23 protein-coding genes and 1 tRNA gene are annotated in these 26,945 nt (G+C 52.0%); 16 read left to right on the forward strand and 8 right to left on the reverse strand.

Translation table 11 applies throughout. The annotated features are described in order from the left end of the window. Positions 1-68: 68 nt before the first annotated feature. The 7 genes from CAMM_RS04170 to CAMM_RS04200 all read left to right on the forward strand — a co-directional run bounded on the left by CAMM_RS04170 (position 69) and on the right by CAMM_RS04200 (position 4,952). A complete protein-coding gene (locus CAMM_RS04170) occupies positions 69-362 on the forward strand; it encodes a DUF2283 domain-containing protein (RefSeq protein ID WP_003849296.1) in 294 nt (97 codons plus the stop codon). Positions 363-410: 48 nt separating this feature from the next. Then, the gene (locus tag CAMM_RS04175; RefSeq protein ID WP_003849294.1) at positions 411-656 is read left to right on the forward strand and encodes a hypothetical protein; all 246 of its coding nucleotides are present in this window, start codon (positions 411-413) and stop codon (positions 654-656) included. A 113-nt stretch (positions 657-769) separates the two neighbouring features. Next, a complete protein-coding gene (locus CAMM_RS04180) occupies positions 770-1,192 on the forward strand; it encodes a hypothetical protein (protein WP_003849292.1) in 423 nt (140 codons plus the stop codon). A 66-nt stretch (positions 1,193-1,258) separates the two neighbouring features. Then, positions 1,259-2,257, forward strand: coding sequence for a GTPase Era (gene era, locus CAMM_RS04185; protein WP_003849289.1), 999 nt, complete (start codon positions 1,259-1,261; stop codon positions 2,255-2,257). Further along, positions 2,247-2,972 (forward strand): DNA repair protein RecO, encoded by a 726-nt coding sequence (recO, locus tag CAMM_RS04190; RefSeq protein WP_040356317.1) that lies wholly within the window; start codon positions 2,247-2,249, stop codon positions 2,970-2,972. Before era ends, recO begins: the two co-directional genes overlap by 11 nt. An 11-nt stretch (positions 2,973-2,983) precedes the next feature. Further along, complete coding sequence (locus tag CAMM_RS04195; protein WP_075761520.1) at positions 2,984-3,736, forward strand: isoprenyl transferase; 753 nt, start codon at positions 2,984-2,986, stop codon at positions 3,734-3,736. Positions 3,737-3,854: 118 nt separating this feature from the next. Next, positions 3,855-4,952: a VIT1/CCC1 transporter family protein gene (locus CAMM_RS04200; protein WP_003849282.1), complete on the forward strand. Its 1,098-nt coding sequence runs from the start codon at positions 3,855-3,857 to the stop codon at positions 4,950-4,952. Here the strand turns inward: CAMM_RS04200 and CAMM_RS04205 are convergent. After that, on the reverse strand, positions 4,949-5,377 hold the full coding sequence (locus CAMM_RS04205) for a Fur family transcriptional regulator (protein ID WP_040356313.1): 429 nt from the start codon (positions 5,375-5,377) through the stop codon (positions 4,949-4,951). The genes CAMM_RS04200 and CAMM_RS04205 overlap by 4 nt on opposite strands. Before the next feature lie 147 nt (positions 5,378-5,524). Here CAMM_RS04205 and CAMM_RS04210 point away from each other — a divergent pair, with 147 nt between their 5' ends. The 3 genes from CAMM_RS04210 (at position 5,525) to CAMM_RS04220 (ending at position 8,014) form a co-directional block, all read left to right on the forward strand. Then, on the forward strand, positions 5,525-6,904 hold the full coding sequence (locus CAMM_RS04210) for a glycine--tRNA ligase (protein ID WP_003849279.1): 1,380 nt from the start codon (positions 5,525-5,527) through the stop codon (positions 6,902-6,904). A 94-nt stretch (positions 6,905-6,998) separates the two neighbouring features. Then, on the forward strand, positions 6,999-7,511 hold the full coding sequence (locus CAMM_RS04215; protein ID WP_040356310.1) for a hypothetical protein: 513 nt from the start codon (positions 6,999-7,001) through the stop codon (positions 7,509-7,511). An 11-nt stretch (positions 7,512-7,522) separates the two neighbouring features. Next, entirely contained in the window at positions 7,523-8,014 is a 492-nt protein-coding gene (locus tag CAMM_RS04220) for a hypothetical protein (RefSeq protein WP_003849276.1), read from the forward strand. 8 nt (positions 8,015-8,022) lie between these two features. Here the strand turns inward: CAMM_RS04220 and CAMM_RS04225 are convergent, their stop codons facing one another. Beyond that, positions 8,023-10,014 carry a TPM domain-containing protein gene (locus tag CAMM_RS04225; protein ID WP_003849274.1) on the reverse strand — a complete coding sequence of 664 codons (1,992 nt, stop codon included), beginning with the start codon at positions 10,012-10,014 and terminating at the stop codon, positions 8,023-8,025. 64 nt (positions 10,015-10,078) lie between these two features. On the opposite strand from CAMM_RS04225, the gene CAMM_RS04230 reads away from it, so the two are divergent. Both CAMM_RS04230 and CAMM_RS04235 read left to right on the forward strand, forming a co-directional pair. Further along, complete coding sequence (locus CAMM_RS04230; RefSeq protein ID WP_003849272.1) at positions 10,079-10,693, forward strand: YdcF family protein; 615 nt, start codon at positions 10,079-10,081, stop codon at positions 10,691-10,693. A 6-nt stretch (positions 10,694-10,699) separates the two neighbouring features. Beyond that, the gene (locus CAMM_RS04235) at positions 10,700-11,965 is read left to right on the forward strand and encodes a deoxyguanosinetriphosphate triphosphohydrolase (protein ID WP_003849270.1); all 1,266 of its coding nucleotides are present in this window, start codon (positions 10,700-10,702) and stop codon (positions 11,963-11,965) included. A 30-nt stretch (positions 11,966-11,995) separates the two neighbouring features. Here the strand turns inward: CAMM_RS04235 and CAMM_RS04240 are convergent, their stop codons facing one another. From CAMM_RS04240 to CAMM_RS04250, 3 genes are all read right to left on the reverse strand, one after another. Further along, positions 11,996-16,240, reverse strand: a complete 4,245-nt coding sequence (locus CAMM_RS04240) for an NACHT domain-containing protein (RefSeq protein ID WP_003849268.1) — start codon at positions 16,238-16,240, stop codon at positions 11,996-11,998. Positions 16,241-16,496: 256 nt separating this feature from the next. Then, on the reverse strand, positions 16,497-16,742 hold the full coding sequence (locus CAMM_RS04245) for a hypothetical protein (protein WP_003849266.1): 246 nt from the start codon (positions 16,740-16,742) through the stop codon (positions 16,497-16,499). Then, positions 16,732-17,235, reverse strand: a complete 504-nt coding sequence (locus CAMM_RS04250; RefSeq protein WP_003849264.1) for a guanyl-specific ribonuclease — start codon at positions 17,233-17,235, stop codon at positions 16,732-16,734. Before CAMM_RS04250 ends, CAMM_RS04245 begins: the two co-directional genes overlap by 11 nt. A 91-nt stretch (positions 17,236-17,326) precedes the next feature. Here CAMM_RS04250 and dnaG point away from each other — a divergent pair, with 91 nt between their 5' ends. Beyond that, entirely contained in the window at positions 17,327-19,231 is a 1,905-nt protein-coding gene (dnaG, locus tag CAMM_RS04255; RefSeq protein ID WP_003849262.1) for a DNA primase, read from the forward strand. A 12-nt stretch (positions 19,232-19,243) separates the two neighbouring features. Here the strand turns inward: dnaG and CAMM_RS04260 are convergent, their stop codons facing one another. Further along, positions 19,244-19,513: a hypothetical protein gene (locus tag CAMM_RS04260; RefSeq protein WP_003849261.1), complete on the reverse strand. Its 270-nt coding sequence runs from the start codon at positions 19,511-19,513 to the stop codon at positions 19,244-19,246. 569 nt (positions 19,514-20,082) lie between these two features. On the opposite strand from CAMM_RS04260, the gene wecB reads away from it, so the two are divergent. Beyond that, positions 20,083-21,288, forward strand: coding sequence for a non-hydrolyzing UDP-N-acetylglucosamine 2-epimerase (wecB, locus tag CAMM_RS04265; RefSeq protein WP_003849257.1), 1,206 nt, complete (start codon positions 20,083-20,085; stop codon positions 21,286-21,288). 224 nt (positions 21,289-21,512) lie between these two features. Here wecB and CAMM_RS04270 read toward each other — a convergent pair. Further along, positions 21,513-21,585 (reverse strand) — tRNA-Asn (locus CAMM_RS04270). Between the two features lie 260 nt (positions 21,586-21,845). On the opposite strand from CAMM_RS04270, the gene CAMM_RS04275 reads away from it, so the two are divergent. Both CAMM_RS04275 and CAMM_RS04280 read left to right on the forward strand, forming a co-directional pair. Further along, positions 21,846-23,141, forward strand: coding sequence for a glycosyltransferase family 4 protein (locus tag CAMM_RS04275; protein ID WP_040356302.1), 1,296 nt, complete (start codon positions 21,846-21,848; stop codon positions 23,139-23,141). Continuing rightward, complete coding sequence (locus tag CAMM_RS04280) at positions 23,138-24,685, forward strand: glycosyltransferase (RefSeq protein ID WP_003849252.1); 1,548 nt, start codon at positions 23,138-23,140, stop codon at positions 24,683-24,685. Before CAMM_RS04275 ends, CAMM_RS04280 begins: the two co-directional genes overlap by 4 nt. Before the next feature lie 28 nt (positions 24,686-24,713). On the opposite strand, the gene CAMM_RS04285 is transcribed toward CAMM_RS04280, so the two are convergent. Then, positions 24,714-26,882: a hypothetical protein gene (locus tag CAMM_RS04285; RefSeq protein WP_003849251.1), complete on the reverse strand. Its 2,169-nt coding sequence runs from the start codon at positions 26,880-26,882 to the stop codon at positions 24,714-24,716. Between the last annotated feature and the right edge of the window lie 63 nt (positions 26,883-26,945).

Consider the following 26,945-nt stretch of genomic DNA (forward strand, 5'->3'; position numbering starts at 1 on the left):
GTGAGCATTTCCAGCCACACCTTGATTCCTATGGAAGAATCGACCACAACACAACGGGGGAGAGACACATGAAAATACAACAAACACTGCCTGAAGATACGGACGTGGCTTATATCGAGCTCAATGACAATGAGATTGAGTACCAAGTTGTCATCAATGAAGACGTGATTGCGGATCTCGACGAAGACGACTGCTTAGTTGGCTTAGAACTACTGTCGCTCAAAGAGATCCCCTCACTCGAGGACATTGAGTTACACGTAGATATAAATTGGGGTGACGAGGAAGAACTGGAGTCAGCCCTGTGGGACCTTGGTGCCTACGCCAGAATCCAACGAGCTTTTGGAAATGGCCACAGCGACTAGCATTATGAATTTCTAATGCCCTGACGAATCTGAGATGAGGTGGAGACCATGCCTACAAACAGGGAACAAGCGCGTGAGGAACTCCGCGCGTACCTGAAAGAATTGCAGGTCGATGCTGAGGGGTTAAGCGACCAGGAGCTAGCGTTAGCGGCTTTTCGCTCTGCATCGGGTTCCGTTCGAGCCCGGAATGTTGAAGAAATGGATGATGAATCCATCGTCCAAGAAGCAGCGGCAGAAGTTGCACGCATGCGTGAAGAACGCCGCAATCATACGGATACTCCGCATAATTGCTAGGAAGATTTACCCCAGGGGTGTAAAAATTCGGGAAAGGCTCGTATCATCAAGGAATAGACAATTTAGGGTCTACTTACTTTAGTGCTACTAGTGGCGTTCAGGAAGGTTTACTCATGGCGAAGAACACGATGGAGTACCGGATTGAAGCACGCCTGCGCCTGATGACCGCCAGCGAGTTCCACGCCCGCATTCACGAAGAGGACTTCCGGCACGTATTTTTAGGTGACCGTGAGTGGACCCCGAAGGTGCCGGTGCTGCCAGCGCTGTGGAATACCACGGTAGAAGAACTCAGCGAGCATATCGAATGGCACTGTACGGAAGATCACGAATATCTCGCCGTGCCGGTGCTTATTAAAGACCCGCTCAAGCTGGCCTGCATTTTGGTTACCGAACCTTTTGACGTCTTTGAACCAGAGATGACCATGGATGAGGTCAGCGAGGCATTGGGGCAAACCTCAGACTGGGCTTTTGCCAAAGAAATTGATGTGCGGGTACAAAATGAACCCGAAATCAGACGATTGTTACAGCTGGTCTAAATTTTCCATCAGGCTGATCGCGCCAAAAGTAGGGGATTAGCTCATCGCGGACTAAGATGCAGGTCAATGAATAACTCACCAGAAGATCCATTTGAGGCGGCTATCGGTGGCGCAAACGCCGAGGCCATCGCCGACGTTAGCCACTATACAAATACCCCTGCCGGTTTCCGGTCCGGTTTCGTTAGCTTCGTAGGACGTCCGAATACCGGCAAGTCCACGCTGACTAATGCGCTGGTGGGTGAAAAGATTGCGATTACCGCAGACCAGCCGGAGACCACGCGTCACCCCATTCGTGGCTTGGTCCACCGCGAAGATGCCCAAATCATTGTCGTGGATACCCCGGGTCTGCACCGCCCGCGCACCCTTTTGGGTGAGCGGCTCAATGAGATCGTCAAAGAAACCTACCAAGACGTTGATGTCATTGGGCTGACCATCCCGGCCGATGAAAAAATTGGCCCCGGCGATCGCTGGATCTTGGACAATGTGCGTGAGATTGCGCCGAAGACTCCGATCATTGGCATCGTGACCAAGCTAGATCGCGCATCCAAAGACCAGGTGGGCGCGCAGCTGCTCGCCCTGCATGAGCTGCTCTCAGCTGAAGACCCTGATGCCGTGGTCATTCCGGTCTCCGCCGCGGAGAATGTGCAGATCGATGAACTCATCGGCGTCTTTATTGAAGCCCTGCCGGAAGGGCCGAAATTCTACCCGGATGATCACCTCACCGATGATGACAATAATAAGCGCATCTCCGAGCTGATCCGCGAAGCAGCACTGTCCGGACTCAAGGATGAATTGCCGCACTCTGTGGCAGTCGAGGTCGATGAGATCTTCCCATCGGCAGAGCGTGAGGGAGTACTCGATGTCCATGCGATCATCTATGTAGAGCGCCCCGGACAAAAGAAGATCCTGGAAGGCAAAGACGGGCGTCGTCTACGGCGCATCGTCAGCAATGCCCGCAAGGAAATCATTCAGCTGCTCGGCCAGAACGTCTTTTTGGATCTGCGCATCAAGGTCTTAAAGAACTGGCAATCTGACCCGAAGTCATTGGGGCGCCTTGGCTTCTAGACCCACTTTTCGCGACCGCGCGGTGGTCATCCGCAGCTATGACTTTGGTGAGGCTGACCGCGTCATCGTGCTGCTGACCAAAAACCATGGCTTAGTCCGTGCGGTGGCAAAAGGCGTGCGTCGCGCGAAATCGCGCTTCGGCTCGCGGCTACAGCTGTTCGTCAACCTCGACGTGCAGTTATATTCCGGTCGCAACCTGGCCACCATCACCCAGGCAGATACCGTGGACTACTTCGGTGCGCAGATCATTGATGACTATGACAAATACACCGCCGCTTGCGTGATGTTGGAAGCCGCAGAACGGCTGAGCTTGGACCATGATCCATTCTTGTACGAATTAGTCGTGGCAACCTTGAGCACCTTGCAAGGCAGCGAACAACCCATGCTGGAGCTAGATGCCTTTTTGCTCAAAGCCATGGCGCATGCCGGGTGGGCACCAAGCCTTTTCAATTGCGCACAATGCGGCGCACCTGGACCCCACCATGCTTTCCACCCAGCCATCGGCGGAGCAGCGTGCGGCAAATGCCGCCCGCCAGGCGCAGCGGAAGTAGATACCGAAACCCTGCACATCATGTGGCTGATTGCCCACGGACACAAAGCTGAGGCCACGGTGGCACAAGCCGGCGAAGCACACCAACTAATCCGCGCGCTCTTGCAGTGGCATTTGGAGCGAAAAGTCAACGCCTTGTCCGTGATGGATCAGCAATTGAAGTAAGGTAATAAATCGTGATTACCCCAGATCCCAACCGCGTTCTTACTCCACCACAGATCCCGGCAGAGTTCTTGCCAGGCCATATCGCAGTGGTCATGGATGGCAATGGCCGGTGGGCCAAAGAACGAGGCATGAAGCGCACCGAAGGCCACAAGCGCGGCGAAGCAGTGCTTCTCGATGTCGTCGAGGCCTGCCTAGCACTAGGGGTTCCATACCTATCCGCCTATGCCTTTTCCACGGAAAATTGGCGGCGCTCGCCAGATGAGGTTCGCTTCCTCATGGGCTTTAACCGCGATGTGCTTCGCCGCCAACGCGAATGGCTTAATGAGCGCGGAGTGCGCGTGGTGTGGGCGGGGCGCCGTCCACGCCTGTGGCGCTCGGTAATTAGAGAATTAGAAGCAGCCGAAAAGCTGACGGAAAATAACACCAAGATGACCTTGGTCATGTGTGTCAACTACGGCGGTCGTGCCGAATTAGCTGATGCCTTCCGCAAGATGGGCGAAGACGTCAAGGCCGGCACCTTAAATCCATCGACCGTGACTGAAAAGACAATTGCGAACTATCTCTATGACCCCGGTATGCCTGACGTAGATTTATTCCTGCGTCCCTCGGGGGAAAAGCGCACGTCGAACTTCTTGTTGTGGCAATCGGCCTATGCAGAATTGGTTTATCAAGATAAGCTATTTCCTGATTTCACTCCGGAAGATCTCTTCGCCGCGGTAGAAGAATACGCGCGCCGAGATCGTCGCTTCGGAGGAGCTAAGTAGCTCGTACTCACCAGTACACAAGCCCCCGGGATGCACCTGCCAAGGTTGCGATCGCGGGGGTTGAGTAGACACTTGGCAGCCTAATAATTTCCGGATACTACAGGAAAGCGCGTTATAGATGAACACGATGGAACAGCCCACCCGCCAGCAGATTGCTCGGTGGCGGAAGTATTTGGCGAATGAGCGCGCCGAGGCTGCCGTCTATCGCGAACTGGCCCGTAAGAAGAAGGGCGAAGAGCGCGAGATTTTGCTTAAGCTTGCCGATGCCGAGTCACGCCACGAACAGTACTGGCAAGAAAAGCTCGGTGAGTACGTCGGCATGCCGCAAAAACCCGATCTCAATACGCAATTTTTGGGCTGGATGGCGAAAAGCTTCGGCTCGGTGTTCACGCTCGCATTGATGCAGTCGGCGGAAAGCCGCACGCCGTATATGGATGATGAGGATGCCAGTGAGCAATTAGCTGCCGATGAACGCGTGCACGCCGAAGTCGTTCGCGGGCTTGCAATTCAAGGCCGGGAGAAAATCTCCGGCAACTTCCGCGCTGCCGTATTCGGCGCCAACGATGGCTTGGTCTCTAACCTCGCGCTGGTTATCGGTGTGATGGGCTCTGGTGCTCCGTCATCGACGTTGCTATTAACAGGTGTCTCTGGCCTTTTAGCCGGTGCGCTGTCGATGGCCGCCGGTGAATACGTCTCGGTGAAATCTCAAAATGAGTTGCTGGAAGCATCGCGTCCTGCCGCACCAGCCACGCAGTTAGCGGGGGAGCTGGATGTCGATGCGAATGAGCTCGCGCTGATTTATCGGGCCCGCGGCATGAACCATGAAGAAGCCGAAGACAAAGCCCAGACCGTATTCCAAGCGCTGCAACATCGCGCGGGGCCAGCAGAACCCCAGCCGGTCAACCACAAAGAAATACTGGCCGCGGAAGAAGATAACTCCCACGGAGTCATCGGCGAAGCCTGGTCCGCGGCGCTATCGAGCTTCTGCTTCTTCGCCACCGGCGCGCTGATTCCGATTATTCCGTTCATTTTCGCCATGGATGTAGGACCAGGTGCGGTCGTGGCCATCGTGCTGGTATCGCTCGCGCTGATGGTCACCGGTGGAATCACCGGTTTGATTTCGGGCAAGCCACCACTATTCCGTGCGCTGCGCCAGCTGGCCATCGGCTTAGGCGCTGCCGGTATTACCTACCTGCTCGGGTTGTTATTTGCCTAGCTTTTAGCTTGGCATTTTTCGCACACGCCAAAGATTTCGGCGTCGTGGCCAGTGAGTTGGAAACCATAGGTATCGGCAACTTGCTGGGCCCACTTTTCAATAGGTCCGCCATCGATTTCTTCGGTGCGGCCGCAATTGGTGCACAGCAAGTGGTGGTGGTGAGATTCGGTCTCGCAGTGGCGGTATAGCACCTCGCCGGTCGGGGAGTGCAGGGCATCGACGGCGTCGATATCAACTAGAGATTGCAGGGTGCGGTAGACGGTGGTCAGCCCTACCTTGGCATTGCGTTCTTGAAGTGCAGTATGGATTTCTTTGGCGGAGAGAAAGCGGTCAATTTCCTGCATGACTTCAACAACCGCGGTGCGCTGTTTGGTAGTGCGCATGCCAAGCTTAGGGGTGTGTGAGCTTGTGGAATGAACGGTCATGCTGTGAGTCTATCAATTTTGTTGTTGTGACATACAGGTGCGAGATCCACGGCCGGATCTACCCGATGGCGCAGGAATTTCTTTCGCAAGATAGAATGGCAACGCTAGAACCATTGGCTGTCCCCTACCAGAGGAGTCTTATTTATTATGGCGTCAGTGATCGATTCCGTCGTAAATCTTTGTAAGCGTCGTGGCCTTGTCTACCAAGCCGGCGAAATCTACGGCGGTTCCCGCTCAGCCTGGGACTACGGTCCACTTGGCGTAGAGCTCAAGGAAAACATCAAGCGCCAGTGGTGGCGTCACATGGTCCAGTCCCGTGATGACGTCGTTGGTATTGATACTTCCATCATTCAGCCAACCCAGACCTGGATTTCTTCCGGTCACGTTGAAGTCTTCACCGACCCATTGGTGGAGTCGCTGCACACCCACAAGCGGTACCGCGCAGACCACTTGCTGGAGGCCTATGAAGAAAAGCATGGCCATCCACCAGCAAATGGCCTGGCAGATATTAATGATCCGGAAACCGGCCAGCCAGGTAAGTGGTCGGAGCCTAAGGCGTTTTCTGGTTTGTTGAAGACCTTCTTGGGCCCAGTCGATGATGAAGAAGGTTTGCACTACCTGCGTCCGGAAACGGCACAGGGTATCTTCGTAAACTTCAAAAACGTGATGACCTCGGCGCGCATGAAGCCCCCATTTGGCATTGCCAATATTGGTAAGTCTTTCCGCAATGAGATCACCCCGGGTAACTTCATCTTCCGTACTCGTGAGTTTGAGCAGATGGAGATGGAATTCTTCGTCAAGCCAGGCGAGGATGAGCAGTGGCACCAGTACTGGATTGATAACCGCTTGCAGTGGTACGTCGATCTGGGTGTGAACCCAGACAACCTGCGTCTGTACGAGCACCCACAGGAAAAGCTCTCGCACTACTCCAAGCGCACCGTAGATGTGGAATACGCCTTCGGTTTCGCAGGTTCCAAGTGGGGCGAGCTCGAAGGTGTGGCCAACCGTACGGACTATGACTTGCGCGTGCACTCTGAGCACTCCGGTGAGGATCTGTCCTACTTTGACCAGACCACCGATGAGCGTTGGACTCCGTACACCATTGAGCCAGCTGCCGGCTTGGGCCGTTCGATGATGGCGTTTTTGGTTGATGCCTACACCGAGGAAGAGGTTCCTAACTCCAAGGGTGGAACCGATACCCGCGTAGTGCTCAAGCTGGACCGTCGTCTGTCCCCAGTCAAGGTTGCCGTTCTTCCACTGTCGAAGAAGGAAGAGCTGTCGACTCCGGCGAAGGAAGTAGCAGATAAGCTGCGTGGCCTGTGGAATATCGACTTCGATGTTTCCGGTGCTATTGGCCGTCGCTACCGCCGCCAGGATGAGATTGGTACGCCCTTCTGCGTGACCTATGACTTCGATTCTCTCGAGGACAACGCAGTAACCGTGCGTGAGCGCGATTCCATGGAGCAGGAGCGCGTCAAGATTGATGAGCTCGAAACCTACTTGGCTGCACGCCTCGCAGGCTGCTAAAAATAGCCCCAAGGCTATGACTTAGCTCAATATTGAGCTGGTTTTCATGCGGTGACTACCCATTATGGTAGTCACCGCATTAGACTCTATAACCATGAAATACACCAGCTGGGATAGAAGTGACCGCGACAATCTGAAACTGTTAGAAGAAGATGGTCCGGAAACTCTCGGTACATTTACCTCCGGCTCGGCAGATATCGATGGTGACTTTTGGCGCTTGAGCGTGGATATGAAGCTGGGGGCTTCCGCCACGACCTCCGATGATCGCGTCTTTCGCATCTCCGGTGATCTCAACAAAGATAAAAAGCTCGATGTCTCTTTAGATGGGCGCACGTTTACCATCATCAATGAGCAATCCAATGACTGGATCATCGATGATGTGCATGAGAATTTCATTGCGCAATTTAGCGGTCGCAACAACGGCGTGCGCACCACCAACCTGGAATTTATGCACGGCGAGGACATCGAGCTGTCCACCGAGGAAATCGCAGCTTTGTCCTGGTTCGCGCGGTTAATCTTGGAAAATCGACTCAAGAAATCATCCGTCGCCATGATTGCGACCTTGGTGCTTGCCTCTGCGGTCGCGGTCGTGGCATTCCTGCTTTAAGCTATGCAGTTGTGGCCGATAAAGCAGGAATTTTTAACACTCCCATCGATCTCAGTGGGGAAGTCTGGCGTTGGAAAGACAACATTCTTAAAGACTCCAGTGACCAAGTTTTAGCGCACGTTCGCGCGGATGTAATTTCTGTGGCACGCCACAATCTGCTCATTGAGCACAATATTGGGGCGCCGCGTTTTCGTCTGCGTGCAACCTCGTCCAAGGGCTCGCTGTACACCATGGGGCAGACGTCTTTTACCGTCAATAGCCTCACCGCAGTATGCGATCACGAGGATTATAAATTGCAGCGGGTTAATCCCTTTCGCCGCGAGCGCGTCATTTCTAATAACCGTGGGGCAGTGCTGCGCACCCGCCCGCGCGGTGATGGCAGCGTGACCGTGACGGGAGCGTCAGAAGGCGCCGAAGAAGTACCTTTCTTCGACGCCATCTTCTTATCTTATGGCTGCGTCTTATTAGACGGGCCGGGGCTGCAGGCTAATATCCGCATCTAGCACAGCCGCTAGAAAGAACCACCGCGGAAGCCACCGCCACCGCCGCCACCAAAGCCGCCGCCTCCTCCGAAGCCCCCGCCAAAGCCGCCTCCGCCGCGGTGTCCGCCACCACCGAGGACTTGGCCGATGACCATGCCGGTAATCAGGTTGCCGGCCATGTTGCCGGTTTGTCGGCGCTGTTGCTGACGGCGGTGGTTGTTGTAATCATCGCGCGCACGGTCTGCGGCAATCTTGGCGGCATTGGTGGCTTGGCGGGCATAATCAATCGCCGCGCGGATATTGCGGTCGCGGGAGTTCAGCGCCTGGGCGTGCAGATGCTTGGCATCAGCAAGCGCAGTACGCGCACCAGAGCCGACGATGCGGCCACGGGAAGAGATGACATCCTCGGCTGCTTGAATCTGGGTGGAGGCCGCCTGAATCTGCTTAGCAAACTGCTCCAGCTGACGCGCATGCGTGGAGGTTTGCTCACGCACGGTATCGAGCTGTTCATCTAATTCCGTATCAATGGTAATCAGCGCGGTGTGCTGACCCAGCGGGTCTTGGGAACCTTCAGCCTTGGCGACTTCCACGGCTTGCTGCGCGCGGGTGACCACGGAATCAAGGGCCTGCCAATCGGCATCGGTGCCCTGGGAGCGGCCCTGGTTTTTCAGCTGGCCGGCTTCTTGGATTTCGCCTTCGACCTCATCGATAAGCGCGGGCAGGGTCGCCTGGGCATCGGAGATATTGCTACGCGCATTTTCCACGCCGGTCAGGTTGCGGTCGGAGACTTCAATCGCATGCTCGGCATCGCGGATATAGCCAACCACAGGACCTTGTTCACCGGCGGGACGGGCTGCGACCTCACGCGCGGCCTCGAGGGATTTCTCTGCCTCATCGAGCGCTGCCGCGGCTAAGTCGGCGTTATCGGAGATAGACTGCAGCATCTCCTCATTAAATTCCGCATGCAATTGCTCTAAGGTCTGCTCGGCCTTGGGCAAGCGCGCACGGACGTCAATGGTGCGCTGGGTCAGCTCATCCAGCTTGGTGGAGGCATTGATCAACAAGTTGCGCATCTCGGCAAACTCGGCAGCTTGCGCATCCAAGGCATCATCGGCTTGGCCACAGGAGGAGACAATCTCTACCAGCATCTCGCGGCGCTGCTCTGGAGTCTCGGGAATGGAATCATCCAAACGCTGACGGATATTAAACGCTTTTTGCAACGTGGAGGTGGAATGATTCATCGCGCGGGTAAACGCACGCGTGCGCTCCGGGCCAAATTCCGCGGTGGCAATATCTAATTCTTCCTTGCCGCGGCGAATAGATTCATCGGTGCTGACTAGCTCTTCATTCGCCAGGGAATCCAAGGTATCCAAATCCAAGGAGTTGAGGCGACGAATATCAGTCGGCTCAATCTCGCGGGCATCTTCTAGTACTGCAGCAGACTCCTTCTTGGAACGGCTGCGGGTATAAGCCCAAATGCCGCCGCCGGCAACCACGGCAACACCACCAGCCCCTGCCAACCAAGCGCCGCTGTTGCCACCGGTGCCCAAGGCGGCATCGACAAGCGCATTAGCAGAGCCCGCCCAATCATCTTCGGCCAAGTGTGGATAGGCGGCGTCATACATCTCATCGAGCTTGCCCTGCGGCCATTGCTCACCGGTTTGCACGCCCATCTGCCGGCCTTGGACATCTACAACATAGGCTGCAGAGTTCGGCCCTTTTTCCGCCACGATGGACTGGGCATAACCTTCCGCGTCCATGCCCGCTAAATCATCCGTAAAGACAATGTGCACCATTAGCTGCTCCTCTTGCTGCAGCTGGGCAATCTTGTCATTTAACTCAGATTCTTCCGCTGAGCTCAGCACATCCGCGGTATCGGTCACCCGCTCCGAAATAGCCGTCGGTGCTTGCGCTACCCATGCCGTATCCGCCGCCAAGGCCGGAGCGGCCATGACACCACCTAGGGCCGTGGCAAATAAACCGGTACACAGGACATGGCCAATACGCGCTCGCTTATTCATATCCGCCAATCCTACCGTGCGAAATCTAGATACGCGTGGGCAAATACACGTAGGCTACATACCCATGGACATGGCAATTGTGGTCTTAGGCGCCAGCCAATACGATGGGCGCCCGTCACGCGTGCTCACCGCGCGGCTCAATGAGACCTTGGCCACCGCGAAAAAGCACCCGGGCGCAGACATCCACTTTGTCACTTTAGGCGCCAATATGCCCGGCGATAGGTTTACCGAAGCCGGCGTCGCGCGCACCTACCTTCTAGACCGCGGGGTAGAAAGCCACCAGGTGCATGCCGTGCCAGAAGGCAATGACACCCAAGGCTCCTTAGAGGCAGCAATAAAGACGCATCAAGAGCTTGTCGATGCCCCCTCGACCATCATCACCGACCCCCTGCACACCCTGCGCGTTAAACTCATTGCCCGGCAGTTGGGCTGGAAAGCACAAGTCAAAGGCGCACGTGATTGCCCGTATTCTTTCCCTCAGCGCGAGTGGTGGGGCGGGATGCTGCATGAAGCCGGCGGGCTGGTCATCGTGGTTTTACAAGGCATTTTCGGCAAAGCATTCGCGCAAAAGATCCGCTGGCAGCTGTATAAAGTCGAAGGACTTATCCGGCCCCGGTTTAAAACCCGCCACGGGCTATTGCAAAATAACCCCACGAGCAGGAATAACGGCCTAGAATAAAGACCAATGTATTCCTACGACGCTGCTGATACCGACCGGATGTTTAATGAGTCTGCCAAAGGCTCTACTTTTACCACCTCCGAAGCCGATCAGCGCGGTGCTTTTTCCCGCGACCGCGCCCGCGTGCTGCACTCGGCAGCCCTGCGCCGGCTCGCGGATAAAACCCAGGTGGTGGGCCCACACGACGGTGATACCCCGCGTACACGCCTGACACACTCTTTGGAAGTAGCCCAAATTGCCCGCGGCATTGGCGCCGGCTTAGGCCTTGATGCCGACCTGTGTGAGATGGCCGGACTGACCCACGATATCGGCCACCCTCCCTATGGCCACAACGGTGAAAACGCGCTTAATGAAGTAGCCACCGACTGCGGCGGTTTTGAAGGCAATGCGCAGACCCTGCGCATTCTAACCCGGCTCGAGCCCAAAGTCATCGATAATGAGGGCAACTCCGTTGGCCTGAACCTCACGCGTGCTGCACTCGATGCCGCCTGTAAATACCCGCAGGCCAAAACCAACGCCGATGGCTCCACCAACCGCAAATACGGCGCCTATGACGAAGACGCGCACATTTTATCCTGGCTGCGCGAAGGACACGTGGATGACCGTCCCTCCATGGAAGCCCAAGCCATGGACTGGTCCGATGACATTGCCTATTCCGTCCACGATGTTGAAGACGGCATTGTCTCCGGGCGCATTTCCTTAAACGTGCTGTGGGACCTGGTGGAATTAGCCAACCTGGCAGAAAAAGGCGCGCACGCCTTTGGCGGCACGGCAGAAGAGCTTCTCGATGCCGCCGATTCCCTTCGCCAACTACCCATCGTCCCGCACCACCGCTTTGATTACACACTCGGCAGCTACGTGCACTTAAAGAAGATGACCTCGGAGCTAGTCGGCCGCTACGTGGGCGCAACCATTGCCGCCACCAAAGAAACGGGGGAGACCCTTGGCCGCCAACACGGGCAACTGGTCATTCCACCGGCCGCCGAGGCCGAAGTCCGATTACTTAAGACCATCGCCGTGTTATACGTGATGGATACCCCCGTGCATGTGCGCCGCCAGGACCGCCAGCGCGAACGCGTCTTCCGCGTCTTTGACTATCTCACCGCCGGCGCGCCGGGCACCTTGGACCCGATGTTTCGCATGTGGTGGGAACAAGCCAACACCCCCGCCGAGCGTCAGCGCGTGATCATCGACCAAATCGCGTCCATGACCGAATCCCGCCTCGAGCGCATCGCGCGCGCCTCTGCCGAATTTTCTGGGTTCCTGGGATAAACGATTAACAGTTGAATGCTAGCTATTCGGTTATTGATCTGAGTTTTCTGATTCTTTAAGTCCCCAGGCGACGTTCGTAAAATCTTCGGATCCTCGATAGCGTATTTCTGCGCGCGAATCAATTTTGGAAATAGAATCGTCATGGAGAATATATGATGCACTTCCAGTGACCCACTGATAGTCATGTGGGTAGAAACCATTACGCTCGAATTGATCGTGGCCAACGAGCACAGTCCAAAACAGGCTGTATCCGGTAGCATACAGTTCCTTGACTAGACGCCGATTGAGAAGCAGAGTTTTCGGGCCTCCTTGGTTTACCGAAGGATCGAAGACTGCCACTCCAGAATCGTCATACCAGACAAAATCTTTTCCATGGTTAATGCCAAGTTTCTCGAAAAGAAAATGACTGGGGACAAATCCCCACACCTTACGATTGGATGATTGGTCAGTCTCTGTGCCAAGTCCCGAATACTGTGCCCCGCATTGAATAAGCCCGAGTTCTCTTAGCATTGGTATGTTTCGTTCGTTAGGTTCACTCTTTGGAGGATCTTGGGTGCGGGCAATGTCAAATAGCGGGTACCCGAATTGCTTATTAAGCGATTCAAAATATGCCCTCGGTGGCATCTCAGACTGGTCTGGCAAGCTTGGGTAATCATCATCATCAATTGTTCCGCTTGCTCCGGACCACTCAGGATCATTCGGATGGCTTCCGAGGAGAAGATTGGAGGGCTCGGCAAAACTTGGCATCCATTTTTCAAACCAATCTTGGGACTGTGCCCATTCACGAAGCTTACTCGCTGATTTATTTGGAACGAGGTAAGCATGAATATGCATCCACGCATCTCTCTGTGGTTGTTCAGGTTTGAAAGGTTGCTCTTCCTCATTCCAACTTGGATAGCTAAGCAGCGCTACCCATTCTTGTCCGTCGGGACTTTTCGTAGCCAGCAGTTCCAATGGATCCGGCACACAATCTAGATTGTGTGGCCAACGTGATGCATCGTTGGATGGAAAGTTTGCTGTTTGTGGTGAAAACCAGTCTGACCCGGTTCCAGGCTCGGATGTTTGAGCTAGCACAGTCATATCAATGTCACGCCAAACTATTTGCTTTGCATGACTATATGGCTCAATTACACCGTTGAAATCCTTAATCTTAAAGTGATCACTCAGGATCCCAAGAACTTCATAAAAACCAATCCATTGATACTTTTTTCCAATTCGCTCCACCGGACTTTGACTCCGACCATGCCGCAAGTACTTGTCAATCTTGTCAAATGTTTCTGGGAGCCAACCTAGTTCACGAACACGGTCGAAGATTATCCGCTGGCAAAGAGACAGTGTGTCCTTTGGATCTTCTAGGTCAAAACTTCGGATTGCAGTATCTAAGATCTTATTTCCAAAATCTCCCATTCCGGATAGCGAGTACCAGATTGAAGAATATGGACTTTCCAGATTCTTCGCCAATTTCTCAATGGACTCAAAACTCGTAGCTTGAATTGGCCATTGAGTCGGAGCCCACGAGATATTCTTGTGGGCTTGCCAGCCGCTTTCTTCCGCCATTTGGAAAATTCTTTTTAGGTAGTCGCGTGTGAGCAGATGAGTAGGCGATACTTCAGTTACATAATCAGCAACGATCGAGGCAATTGAGTGAGTTACCTCGGTCGTACTGTTCCGAAGTATGATGCCGCAAGAAGCGGAAACTAGTCTTTCTACTATGTAGGGATCATTTGAATTCAATGTTTGCTTCAGCATTGCCTGAAAGGCATTAGGTGTGAACTCACCTAATGCAACTAAGGCTTTTGTTGCATTGTCGCGCACCCGTCTATCAGACGTGGTCAAAAACCAACTCAGTGCTATACAAGCAAGTTCATTGCTCTCACGAGAGCTTCTAGCAATCCGATTAAAGTCGGACGGCCACGCCCAGTCGATGAGAGTCGAGACTGGAGTTGATTCCTCACCGCTGGCCTTATAATGAAGCCAAACAGACCAAGTGCTGTCTCGTTCGGCCAGATCCATCTGGGACAGATAAGAATGAAGCCAATGAGCATTTAGCGGATGACGGGGAACACAAGAAATTCGAACTAGTTGCCCCCACGCCTCCTCTGCTAGAAGCTCTTCCAGTAAGCATTCCTCGAGGACTTGGATGGTTCGGGTACTTATCGATGCAATATCACGCAAAGCCAAGCTTTCGACGAAGTCTTTTCGGAGCTCGAAGCCTAGTGTTTTCGTAATTTCGAAATCGCAAAATTCCACTTGGTGTAATTCTGGAACTAATATAGCCAGCGACGCCATCATGCCACGTAATTGCCAAAAATTATCCTTGTTCAGGCTCAACCAGTCTTCAATTTCTGGTATAGATTTTGAAGCGATAGATCTTGCAAGGGCAATGTCGCCCAGGCGCTGAAAACCAAATGCCAGGTGGTTAGGGCCGGCCGAAATCAAAATTCCTTCGTCGATTAGGCCCCGCATGAGATGCTCATTCCAGTTTCTATTGGGCAGAATATTTGAAATGACGGATTTCGCCGCTTGATATTCGAATCTGTCATGGCTCAATCTGACGAGCTGATTGATTGAATCTTGAACTAAATTTTCCTTCGGATCGTAATTACAACGTGTGCTGTGTGAGAGTTTTTCGTTTATGGATTCGACGAAGGCCTCGTAAATCGTTGCTAATCCAGCAGTTCCAAGATTAAAACGTGAAGTTCCTAGGGTGCTCAAGGCTTCGCAAGCCAGATATAAGAACAACGGATTTGCGAGTTCCGGATTCATCGGAGGAAAAGACGTGAGATCGAGTTCAAATTTTTTTGCGTATCTCCGAATTGCTTTCTCTGTCGAGTCTTCAAGTCCAAAGTGCTCAATCGTTGGCAGATCATGCTCACCGATAACGTATTCGAGGTATTCGGACCGGCAGGAAAGCACTAGTCCTATGTTTTTGAAGCGGCGAGCTTTGGTGCGTAATGCTGCAATCTCCGAACGCCATTTGCTAGGATTTTCGCTTTCGTTAACGGCATCAATTATCAAAAGTGCCTTTGAATTACTTGCTTCTCCGGCGGCGTTCAACAGTGAAAGTAGATTATCAATGGTGCCGCTCATTTCAGCATTTTTTGGAATTTGTGCGAGCAAATTCTGGTTGCTGAAGTCTTGTCCGAGTAAAAGCAGTGTCGGAAGGCTATCAGAGACTCGCTGCTTCGATATCTCACACAGCAAGTGAGTCTTTCCTACACCCGCGCTACCGACTATTAATAGCTCATTGGTATAAGCAGCTTGGGAAGCAGGTGACTCCACAAATTGCTCAACTGATTGAATCAACTGGATAGCAGAATTGAGTCTGTCACGTAGTTTGTGCTCGGGGGTTTCTATCTCGTGATGAGACACATGCGGTAAGTCAGAGAGAATATCTACTGCAGTATTTGTGTCTGGAAGTGACGCTTGGATTTTGTGTCGATCCTCAAAATGCGGAGCTTTTTCGAGGGCGTGGAGTATCACAGAGCTCAACCTCGTGATTGAAGAAGTCAATTGAGAAAGTTGAGCCTTATGCTTTGCTGCTAGATGGAGAGGTAATACCCAATCATTGACGTGGAGGTTTTGGATTTCAAGCAGAATATTGCGCCATCGTTCAAAGTACGCAGGAGCTCCGCTCACTGCATCCAATTCACTCTCAATCCGTACATCAACGTGGACCTCCGGTTGGTACCGGTTTAATACTTTGGCGATTGTGTCATCGAGTTTTTGCCTTTGGCTCTCCAGCGTTAGAGTATCGCGGTTGAACCAATAAGCTAGGCGTCCCGAGTTTTCATGGCGGGTTAGTAGCTTTTCCATTTTGCTTGAATTTACTAAATCAAACTCAACTTCTAAGCCATTCTCGCGGGCTAGTTCTTGCCACCTTTCAACATATCCTCTCCATTTACTATTGGCTGATTTTGTCCCTTCGCTATCTGATGCAGGAAGATCGATTGGGAGCATTACCGAGTATTTTTTGAGTTTGGGCTCGTGGTCGATAGCACGTAGAAATGACTCTTTTATCTTATTAGCTAATTTGCTATCAAAATTGAAAACAAATTTTGCCTGCCAAGCCCATACATCCCCATTGGGAAACGTGGCTTTTCCTTCTCGGCCCCCGTCAGGGTTTCCGAAGCGCTCGATTAACACGTCCTCGGGGTTATCGATCATTTGCTCGAAAAGTATTGCCGCAAGTGCCTCAAAACCATCTGCTTGAGAACCGGGATTGCCGTGAGCACGGATTTGTTTGAAATCGATTTTGGGAAGAGATTCAGACATGCACTAACCTTCAAAAGGGCTGGAGAATATGGAGGCGTTGGAAGAGCATCTGTCGTGCATGGACTACCGTACTAAGCCAAGCAAAGTCAAAGCTTTCCTAGGTGTTGGCGCCCCGATATGGGACTAGTCTACCTTGATTTGGTCAATTTGGGAGCAGATTGGTTGCACGTTTGCAGTGCTAGAAGTACAAATGAACCGTATTTGGCAAAGAGAATAATTCTCACAGAAGCCTCGATTGCTGACAGCCTCAAAGAGGCTAACGGAAAAAGTGAACCCCTATATCGCCCAAAACCCGCTGAATAGCACCTGTATCCTCGTCATTCATCGCCCAATTCGCGCAGGTAATGCGGTCAATGTGGGCATCAACTAAGAAATCCGCCAGGGCATCCAAGTTCTTTGGCGCCGGCGCATCGTGATCACAACGCACGCTGTCCAAAGCGTGGAAGAGATCTTCCCGGGATTGGATGCAATCAGTAATTAAAACGCGGCGCTTATTCGGCATCAGGGATCTCGCAGAATGATTCATAATGGTCATCGGTGTAGTACCACACTTCCGGATCTGTTTCGGACCCGCCGCCGGTAATGATGCGGCGCTCACCACGGTGGTCTAAACTGGGGGTTTCAACGGTGTATTCGCGGTAAAAGTCAGAAGACTGACTGGGCAAAATACCCTCGTAATTTCCAAAATGGCGATTGTCATTGTCTGGATACTCATAAGGACCGCCGGCCAGGATATCGTCGCGGGTCTCTTCTGCCTCATCCGGCAGCGACGCCAGCGCGCAGGTCTCAGAATCCGCAGAGTCTGCAGAGACCGCGGAACTCTGCGTCTCAGTGTCGCTCGAAGCTTCTTTAGAATTATCGGAGCTGAGATCGATGCCAAAGTATCCGGCGACTAAAACCACCACGGCGCCACCGATAATGGCGGGCAGTGACTTTTTGCCTCGGGCGGATTGTCCTGATGAGGAATCCTTGGATGCGGGTGCCATGCGCACCATTGTTGCAGCCAAAGCCCACCGCAACGAAATTAGGTCTGCTTAAGTGATCAGCTTTCGGTTCGATTTGGTGCGACACGGTAATGTTTAGAGTATGGCACGAGGCAGAATTCCGGAGAGCGATATTCAAGCGATCCGTGAACGCGCCCCGATTGAGGAAATCGTGGGCGAATATGTCCAGCTCAAGCCAGCTGGCTACGACAGTTTAAAAGGACTGTCCCCATTTAAGGAAGAAAAGACCCCGTCTTTTCACGTTCGCCCCCAACGTGGTTACTATCACTGCTTTTCCACCGGCAACGGCGGCGACGTTTTCAAGTTCCTCATGGAAATGGAACAAGTATCCTTTCCGGAGGCCGTGGAATCAGTCGCGCAAAAAATCGGTTACCACATCAACTACCAGGGCGGTACGACTGGCGCCCGGGATGAAAAGCCCGGCACCCGCCAGCGCCTTGTTGCGGCCAATAAAGCGGCGCACGAGTTCTACCGCCACCAGCTGGAGACCCCCGAAGCCGCCACCGCACGCAATTTCTTGTTAGATCGCGGGTTTAGCCAAGACATCATCTACACCTTCGAATGCGGCTACGCCCCGGCAGGCTGGGATACCACCACGAAGTATTTACTGCGCAAGGGCTTTAGCTTCGAAGAGTTAGAAGCCGCCGGTATTTCCAAGATGGGCAAGCGCGGTCCCATTGATCGTTTTCACCGCCGCCTGTTGTGGCCGATTAAAGACTTAGCCGGCAATGTCATTGGCTTTGGCGCCCGCAAGCTTTTCGATGACGACAAGCTCGGCAAGTACATGAACACCCCTGAGACCATGCTGTACAACAAATCCAAGGTACTTTTTGGTCTCGACCTTGCCAAGCGCGAAATCGCCTCGCAGCGCCAAGCCGTTGTGGTCGAAGGCTATACCGATGTCATGGCGATGTACGCCGCCGGTGTGACCACCGCAGTGGCGTCTTGCGGTACCGCTTTTGGCGGCCCACACCTACAAGTACTACGTCGGCTCATGTTGGATGACTCCTATTTCAACGGCGAGCTCATCTACACCTTCGACGGCGATGAAGCCGGACAAAAAGCCGCCATGCGCGCCTTTGAAGGCGAACAGAAATTCACCGGCCAATCATTTGTCGCCGTTGCCCCCGAAGGCATGGACCCCTGCGATCTGCGCTTAGAACGCGGCGATGCCGCCGTACGCGACCTAGTTGCCGACCGCATCCCCATGTTTGAGTTTGTCATCCAGTCCGTGCTGTCGGAATACCGCGTGGACACTGCCGAAGGTCGCCTGCAAGCGCTTCGCCGTGCCGTACCAGTCGTGGCACAAATCCGCGATGAACCACTGCAGCGCGAATACGCGCGCCGCCTTGCCGGCTGGGTGGGCTGGCCTGACCCGGATGAAGTCCTACAACAAGTCCGCGCCGAAGTACGCAAGCCGAAAAAGCCCGAACCACGCCGTACGATTTTATCTGACTCCCGCAGCACCGAAGTGCCCTCTACACCTGCGCCCATGATCCGACCGCCGTCCCCGCGGGAGACGCACCTGTGGCCACAACGCGAAGCACTCAAAGTCGCCCTGCAGTTCCCGAACGTCGCCGGCGCTTACTTCGATGGCGTGGATGAAGAAGCCTTTACCAATGAGGCCTACCGCATTGTCCGCAATGCCATTATCACCGCCGGCGGCGCCACCCAAGGCGCGCAGCAGCCCACCGTGGAATGGATCGCCAATGTTGCCGGTGAAATGCTCGATCTCACCGGCCGCAATTTCGTCTCTGAGCTCGCCGTCGAAGAAATCCTGCCGACTGGACTATCCATGGAAGAATACGCCGACATGGTCTTATCCCGCCTGCAGGAATCTCAAGTAGGCAACCACATCGCGGAGCTTAAAGCCCGTCTGGGCCGCATGCGCCCCTCTGAGGATGAAGAAGCCTACAACTCGCTGTTTGCGGACTTGGTCGCATTAGAACAAGCCCGCCGCGAGTTAAATAACCGCGCCTTCCGCTAATTCGCCAACCTTCTAATCCTCATCTACTTCATAGATGCGATCCGGCTCATTTGCCTGATCGTTTTTCTTTTTCTTCCCGCGGTTGAGATCTTTAATTTCACGCATGCGCGGATCTGGGTCTAGACGGTTAGCAATCGTCTTACGCGTTGCCTTGACGGCGTTTTTTGCCATAGGGGAGTTGATGGTCTTTTCGTAGGCATTTTTAATTTGGTGGAAACGCTTGCGGCCTGCCTTGGTTCCAAGGACATAACCTGCAGCGGCACCGACTACGAATTGAAACATTATTTGGTCCACTCCCTGTACTGTGTTCGATATTTATGCGTACTATCCGGTACTAGCCTACCGGTTCATGCAGTACGACGACGATACTGGACAGTACTCAGTACGTTCCCAAAGCGCAGTTTTCTCGCTACAGCGGGGCAGTAATAGGGGATGTAAGTATTCAAATACGCTAAACACTTCCCAGGCCGGAGTTAATCGGATAGTTTTAGCAGTGTGGAGTTTGAATCTCTGTTGCCCCAGGCAACCTCAGCTGCGCTTGCTACAGCCGCCTTGTTCGTGGCCAGTCACGCCCAGGATCAAACTCATCGCGGCCCAAAACCACACGAATCCGTCGAAATCTTCTCCGGATTAGAACCTAAATAGGCCACGGGTAGGTCGCTCGAACTGCACAACATTAGACCCCTGTGATGCATGCAGATCACTACCGACCGGTGAAATCGAGCTTTTCATTGTAAGGTAAAAGCGTTCCCTGCCAATTTGATTAGAAAGTTTGGAAACCCCTGCCACCCCACTGCCGGAGTTGTAAGGTCAATTATTTTTGGTTTCCAAATGATTTAGTGAGGAGAAAAATGAGCAAGCCAAAAATTATGACCGTTTATGGCACCCGCCCAGAAGCGATCAAGGTAGCTCCAGTAATTAAAGCTTTGGAAGCAGATGACCGATTTGAGTCCATCGCAGTTTCTACTGGCCAGCACAAGGAAATGCTCGAGCAGGTCAATTCCATGTTTGGGATTACCCCGGCGTATGACCTTGGGCTGATGAAGCCTGGGCAAAAGCTCAATGAAATTGTCTCCCGCGCGTTGGCCGGACTTGATGAAATCATCGCTGAAGTTGAACCCGATGTCATCATCTCGCAGGGGGATACTTCCACCGCGATGACTGCCGCGATGGCTGGATTTCACCGCGGGGTAAAGATCGTTCACCTGGAAGCTGGACTTCGAACTGGTGATATTTATTCACCATTCCCGGAAGAAGCCAACCGCAAGATCATCGGCCAAGTCGCGTCCTTGCACTTGGCACCGACGGAAGGTTCGCTTGAGAACCTCCGGATGGAAAACTTCCGTTCCAAAGACATCGTTGTTACCGGCAATACCGTAATTGATGCCTTGCTGGAAGCTGCTAGCTGGGATACCACCTTTACCGATCCGAAGTTGGAAGCTGCCGCTGCTACGGATAAGCAGATGGTGGTTGTAACGACTCACCGCCGAGAGAACCTCGACGCCATGAAGGAGATCGGTGGTGCCGTACAGGACCTGGCAACTGCCTACCCTGATATCTATTTTGCACTGCCTCTGCACCTAAACCCAGCGGTACGCCTAGCAGTCCTTCCAGAAGTTGAAGATCTCGACAACGTCATCATTACTGACCCACTTCCATATGATCAGTTCACCAAGCTTCAGGGCCGCGCCACCATCATCCTCACCGATTCCGGCGGAGTCCAAGAAGAAGCACCATCGTTGGGCAAGCCAGTGCTAGTCATGCGTCAGAACACCGAGCGCCCCGAAGCGGTAGTCTCCAGCACCGTTAAGCTGGTCGGTACTAACCGCGATCTCATCGTGGCAGAAGCCAAGCTTCTCCTAGACGATGAAGCAGCCTTTGAAGCCATGGCTAATGCCGTTAATCCTTACGGTGACGGTAAAGCCGCAGAACGCTCCGTAGCAGCAATCGCTGCGCTTTTGGGACTGGGCGAGCGAGCTGAGAACTTCAGCCCCGAAACTGAAGTTGAAGAAGAGCGAATTCCGCGGTTTGAGGAAGTAGTCACCAGCGACGTATAGAGCCGACTTCTTCCAGTGGCCCGATTCTAGTTATTACTATTCGCCGGCAGGGAGCTCGGTATTTCGTGCTCGCTGCTGGTCGAGTCGTAATCTTATAGCGATTTTGCTGCAATGATTAAATAGCTAGGCCGGGCGGACCCATTGCTCACTAGTCCTTGCTGGTTCAGGCCACAACCTATGAATACGCAAAAGAGGCTGCCGAATGCCGACAACCTCTCTGACTGCTCCTCCAACTGGGCTCGAACCAGTGACCCTTCGATTAACAGTCGAATGCTCTGCCAACTGAGCTATGGAGGAATAGGTTGCAAATCTAACCGCGGTGCGGCTCGCTGCAACGAGACTTAACTATATAAGAGCTCGTTCAAATTTGGCAAATCGCCAGTTCAGAGCCGGCTTTAAGTTTCGATAAGAAGACGCGCTAGGTGAATGCGATGGGGATGAAGTTATGAATATCAAGGAAATCCAGATAGGTGCCCGATAATCCACTAGACTTTTCGGGTGGTATCTTTAAGGCATATTGTCGTGATTGAACGAAGGTCGGGGGAGGAGCCTCTGAGTTGAAAATTCTAGTAATTTCTCAGTACTGGGCTCCAGAGAATGGAGTCCCACAGAGGCGCTGGACATGGCTGACTAGCATCTTGGAGGCCGATGGCCATTCCGTGACGGTGATTGCTCCGCCTCCTCACTATGATCGCAGCCCAAGTTTGTCTGAGTGGTGGAGATCTGGTGGATTTCGAACCCGAATTGAGCATCCGGAAGGTGGGCGGACGGAGACTATTGTACGAACTGGATTTTTTCCTGCCGGACGTTCTCTGACACAAAGGATCCTTAACCAAGCGGTGGTAGCAGTTGCTGCGTTGTGGGTGGTTGTAAAAAGGCCAGGGGTTCTTAAAGACTACAGGCCAGAATTGATTATCGGTTCAGTTCCCGCTCTACCAACTGCAGTAGTAACTTACCTTGCATCAAAAAGATTTCATGCACCCTACGTGGTTGATCTTCGAGATGCTTGGCCGGAACTGATAAATGAGCGGGAGAGTTGGAATTCTGGACTGGGGAACCCTTCGTTGCGAGAAACACTTTTGTCGAAAGGTCCAGTGCAGTTTCTAGGAGCTGTAACAAAGCACGCCATCAACTTTAGTCTCCAAAGAGCGAGTGCATTGATCGTTACCTCGACGCGTTTGGGCAACTCTTTAAGGCAAAAATTCCCTGAGTCTGATTCCTCAAATGCCAAGCCCATTGCGGTTGTCAGAAATGTCTTTCCCGTCGAAAGTCGATACGAAAGACGGCCGAAAGTTACAGAATCTTTAGGGCAACTTAATGTCTTATACGCCGGGACGTTAGGTCGTGCGCAGAACCTTTCAAATGCAGTATATGCAGTTGCGATAGCCCAAGAGAACGGGTACGAAGTTAACCTTCGTTTTGTGGGAGCTGGGGCTGCTCGCCAAGAGCTAGTGAGGATTGCAAAGGCGCTTGCGGTTAATGTTGAGTTCAGCTCTCGTGCTGCAGCCGAAGAACTATCCGAACATTACACCTGGGCAGACTCAGCTCTCGTGCATTTGACTGATTGGGATGCTCTTAATCGAGCCGTACCGTCGAAAACTTACGAGCTTATGAGTTGTGGGCTTCATATCAGTGCTGTGGCTGACGGAGAAACAAAGGCGTTGGTTGAGAAACTTGGAGCCGGACATGTTGTTTCTCCTGAGAAACCACATGAACTTGCATTGCTTTGGAAGAAGCTGATTGATGAGCCCCAAAAATTAGAGGTTTCTTCCGAAGGAGCCAGCTGGGTCGAGGAGCAGCGTACAACAGTCGCTCCTAACGAGTTATTGCGGGTTGTAAAGTGTTTCCAGTGACTTTATTGAACCCTATTCGACTAAAAACTGCGTACCGGCGTCTCACTCTTGTGGTTAGTCTGTTTAGCGTGCATTTGTTGGAGGACCCAAATGATCTTTTTGCGAAGATTGGCCAGAAGATTCGTCGGCGAGGGCTGGGGGTACCTACGTTTAAGTTGCCAACGCCGAGTAAGTCCGCTGAGGAGCTGTGGGTTTTAGGAGAACTCTCAAAAAGTGTTGAAGAGTTTGCGAAAAGCGGTGTCCGAGGGAAGTTGCGGGCTCGCAAAATCCGGCGTCAATTAGTGGAACTTGCTATGCCTGTTAAAGCGAGCGCTAAATTAGAACATACCTCTGGTCAGATTAAGGTTCTTTTCTATTTTACAAACTCTAAGCCGTTTACTCAGTCTGGCTATACCGAACGCTCACATCAACTTTTAAAGGCCCTAAAGAACCATGGTGTTAGCGTACGAGGGGTTACTCGCTTAGGCTATCCAGCGGTAATTGGGTCTTTCCCAACCCGAGGATGTTCAGTGGTAGACGGTATAAAATATGTCCACCTGTTGCCTAAGATATTTCCAATCGAAAAGAAAGCTCAGATTGACCTGGCAGTCCGTATGCTTGTGAAAGAAGCACGGGACTTTGACGCGACAGTTTTACATACGACTACGGATTTTAAGAACGCCATCGTAGTATCGCGGGCTGCCGAAATCCTTGGAATACCTTGGGTCTATGAGACCCGAGGAGAATTGCATAAAACCTGGCTATCGAAAAGACCTGAAAATGTCCAAACCGACGCGATTTCGTCCGAGTTTTATTTAACTGCATCGAGGAAAGAACTCGAGTCAATGAGAAACGCAGCGGCTGTCGTCCAATTGAGCGAAATTTCAAAAGCTAGCGCAGTTGGAGCAGGAATCTCAGGTGACAAGATATCCATTGTCCCAAATGCAGTGTCTGCCATTGAAATTGGGCGAAATTACGATAAAGACGTGGTCCGGGAAGAACTTGGTCTTCAAAAAGGCAAGAAGACTGTAGGTGCCATTACTTCGGTCGTTCAATATGAGGGCTTGGACGATCTATTGGCAGCGGTGAAGCTACTTCCTGAAATCCATTGCATAATTGTAGGAGACGGAGAATCGGCATCATCTCTTGAGCGATTGGTTCGAGAACTCGGCATTGAAGACCAAGTGAAATTCATCGGCAAACAACCTAGCGAATCGATTTGGAAATGGTATGCCGCACTTGATCTTTTTGTAATCCCAAGAAAGAACCAAGAAGTCTGTCGGACAGTCACACCGATTAAGACTTTGCTCGCTCAAGCGAATGGTATCACGGTTGTTGCTTCTGATTTGCCTGCTCTTAGGGAAGTTACGGGCAACAATGCTGTTTTTGTGTCTCCTGAGAATCCACGAATACTAGCAAAAACCATTGAATTGATCTTTTCCCGAGATATGAAAGGTATGTATGACTTGCGACGGTCGTCGAGAAAATGGATTGAGACCCGAACATGGGAAGCAAATGCACTCCGGCTAACCGCTCTATATCGCCAGAGCAGAGAGACTCAATAATTGGAGGGAATTATGTTCCTGAACTAGCTCATGACGCTATAGTCGTGATAGCGCATGGAGCGATAGTCCCTTGATGGCGTGCGTAGCACCTTATTGAATAGTTTGAGAGATGTGTTTGGCCTGAAAGATCGAAAGCCATTGATTCACTACGTGAATATGCTACACGCTGAACAGCTTTTCCATCCTTTAGAAGATAGAATGCGAATTCTAGCGAAGCTGGTCGCGAAACCTCTGGGTGTGCCTCCACGAAAATCCTATTTTCTGCAACTCGAACTTGGGGGTTCAAGACTACAGGTGGTTTGCTGAAAAGCGATGGTGTTTTTAAGTGGGGGAGAGCATCAGAGGCATGGAGCCCTGCAATAGAACTATTGACATTCTTACCCCTATTGCAGGTATGGATAATCCTAATTCCAGGTAATGAAGACGGACTATATATGTCCCTAGCTGACATCATCCGAGCCAACGTCAAATTGGGATTTAAAGTCTTTTGTACAAGCGCATCAAGTACGCTCCTGTGTACCGCTCTTAACTCATCGTGGTATTCAGGAAAAGCATCTTCGAGTTCGATTGCAACCGTTCGGCACAGGCTGATTAACGCAGAATTTTTATCTGAAGGGAATTTCTCTTGAAAAGCTCCTCGGAATTTGATGTCTTTAATTGTCGGTTTGTGCTCGGCTAGAGATCGAAAGTGCGAATCGAGAATATCAAGTTGTCTGGGAATGACGGTGTGATTGTCGTTAGACAGGAGATCTGTTGCTTCGGGGTCTTCAAAAGGAAAACTAAGTAGTGATGGTTCGGTAGTTGCAAAGATTTGGCGTGCGATCTTATAGTTTCGCAGCTCAGAGGGGGCATGTTTTGCTGCTGCAGCATAGAAGTAGGAGTTGGAGAGTGGTTGGAAAGTTAACAGGTTGGTAGTTGCAGAAAATTTGGCGTGGCCAAAATGAGTGCGATTTCTGGAATGTTGATAGTAACTTGGCATTAGAGTGTCAAATGATTCCGATTTAAGCCAAGGCTGAATTTTTTCAAGGGCAGAATCCACATATTGGCCAAAGGACTTGTCGACGACCGCATTATGGATGAACCAATCTTGGAACTGAGCATACGGGGCTTTATCGTCAGTTCCCGTTTTGGAACAATAGTTTTGGACTTGTTTTACGAGACTTAGAAAGCCCGCCCCCTTGAGTGGTTCACCTCCACCACCGCGTAAAGAGACTTCTGGAGACGAAAAAATCGTGTGGTGAGACGCGGCTGGAAAAGCGTATGAAAAATTGGAGGATAGGGGCTGTGAAATTCGAAGGCCCTCTTCAAGGCTTGTCTTCAAATTGGATGCTGAGCGTGGCGGAAGCCAATTCAGACCAAAGCGTTTTCCCAAGGCATAGCTAATAAAAAAATCTTCTTCAAACACCTTGTAACTGTATTTACTTTTGTAGTTTCTAGGGTCATTGGAACGGATAGAAAATATGTCTCCAGCTCCCGCAGCTAGAACGAGCCCCAAAACCGCGCGAGAATCAACGCCGCCGGACAAAAGTAGCGAATGGGAACATCTAGTATTAGAGGCGAGTCGATGAAGGGTTCTGGTTACGAATTCAATTCCTTTGTCTAAAAGAGCGGTCGAATCGGTAGAGTCAGAACCGAGTAATGAATCTCGCTCAATAATATTTACTTCAGATTCTTTAACGTGAATTGCTAGGTGAGGAGGGAGTAGCTTAATTTCGACGGCGGATGTCTGCCAGGCGAGTGGATTGGAGAAGCGAGTATCTTTGGTAATAATCGTAGTGATGTAAGCTTCCAAATCTAGTGTCGGCTGGACTCCATTTCTCATCAATTCGTAGGCAACTCCATGGAAAGAATCTGAAACAATAAGGCTCTTGCCCGGGATATGAGAATAGAAAATTGGAGAGTAACCGTACTCATCATTGCAGACGACATATTCAGCACTCTTTAATTCTTTCGTTGAAGTTCGTTCCGCGACTGCAGTCCATTCACCAATAGCTGGAGCAAATTCTGACAGACTTACTTGTGGCGATACGGGGTGAGAGAAATCTAAGTCGATGTCGAACTCGGGGGCGACGGCTTTGCCAGATAGGTTACATACGACAAATTGGTTCGCTGCAAGAGAGCTATTGCTATCGTACTCAATGCGGTGTGCAAGAGTTTCAATATTGATTGAGTGTGCGGAGAGGCCGATTTGAGACATTGGTTGATTCCTTAGTGTTTAAAAGCTCGCGCACTACCTCAGGTCATGATTGTCGCGATATTC

The organism is Corynebacterium ammoniagenes DSM 20306 (assembly GCF_001941425.1).
Classification (GTDB): domain Bacteria; phylum Actinomycetota; class Actinomycetes; order Mycobacteriales; family Mycobacteriaceae; genus Corynebacterium; species Corynebacterium ammoniagenes.

Excerpts from the sequence above, each read along its gene's own strand:
- dnaG (WP_003849262.1), top strand. The coding sequence starts at position 17,327 with ATGGCACGAGGCAGAATTCCGGAGAGCGATATTCAAGCGATCCGTGAA.
- CAMM_RS04215 (WP_040356310.1), top strand. The coding sequence starts at position 6,999 with ATGAAATACACCAGCTGGGATAGAAGTGACCGCGACAATCTGAAACTG.
- CAMM_RS04235 (WP_003849270.1), top strand. The coding sequence starts at position 10,700 with ATGTATTCCTACGACGCTGCTGATACCGACCGGATGTTTAATGAGTCT.
- CAMM_RS04240 (WP_003849268.1), bottom strand. The coding sequence starts at position 16,240 with ATGTCTGAATCTCTTCCCAAAATCGATTTCAAACAAATCCGTGCTCAC.
- wecB (WP_003849257.1), top strand. The coding sequence starts at position 20,083 with ATGAGCAAGCCAAAAATTATGACCGTTTATGGCACCCGCCCAGAAGCG.
- CAMM_RS04210 (WP_003849279.1), top strand. The coding sequence starts at position 5,525 with ATGGCGTCAGTGATCGATTCCGTCGTAAATCTTTGTAAGCGTCGTGGC.
- CAMM_RS04260 (WP_003849261.1), bottom strand. The coding sequence starts at position 19,513 with ATGTTTCAATTCGTAGTCGGTGCCGCTGCAGGTTATGTCCTTGGAACC.
- CAMM_RS04245 (WP_003849266.1), bottom strand. The coding sequence starts at position 16,742 with ATGCCGAATAAGCGCCGCGTTTTAATTACTGATTGCATCCAATCCCGG.
- CAMM_RS04200 (WP_003849282.1), top strand. The coding sequence starts at position 3,855 with ATGAACACGATGGAACAGCCCACCCGCCAGCAGATTGCTCGGTGGCGG.
- CAMM_RS04175 (WP_003849294.1), top strand. The coding sequence starts at position 411 with ATGCCTACAAACAGGGAACAAGCGCGTGAGGAACTCCGCGCGTACCTG.
- era (WP_003849289.1), top strand. The coding sequence starts at position 1,259 with ATGAATAACTCACCAGAAGATCCATTTGAGGCGGCTATCGGTGGCGCA.
- CAMM_RS04225 (WP_003849274.1), bottom strand. The coding sequence starts at position 10,014 with ATGAATAAGCGAGCGCGTATTGGCCATGTCCTGTGTACCGGTTTATTT.
- CAMM_RS04230 (WP_003849272.1), top strand. The coding sequence starts at position 10,079 with ATGGACATGGCAATTGTGGTCTTAGGCGCCAGCCAATACGATGGGCGC.
- CAMM_RS04285 (WP_003849251.1), bottom strand. The coding sequence starts at position 26,882 with ATGTCTCAAATCGGCCTCTCCGCACACTCAATCAATATTGAAACTCTT.
- CAMM_RS04180 (WP_003849292.1), top strand. The coding sequence starts at position 770 with ATGGCGAAGAACACGATGGAGTACCGGATTGAAGCACGCCTGCGCCTG.
- CAMM_RS04170 (WP_003849296.1), top strand. The coding sequence starts at position 69 with ATGAAAATACAACAAACACTGCCTGAAGATACGGACGTGGCTTATATC.
- CAMM_RS04205 (WP_040356313.1), bottom strand. The coding sequence starts at position 5,377 with ATGACCGTTCATTCCACAAGCTCACACACCCCTAAGCTTGGCATGCGC.
- CAMM_RS04250 (WP_003849264.1), bottom strand. The coding sequence starts at position 17,235 with ATGGTGCGCATGGCACCCGCATCCAAGGATTCCTCATCAGGACAATCC.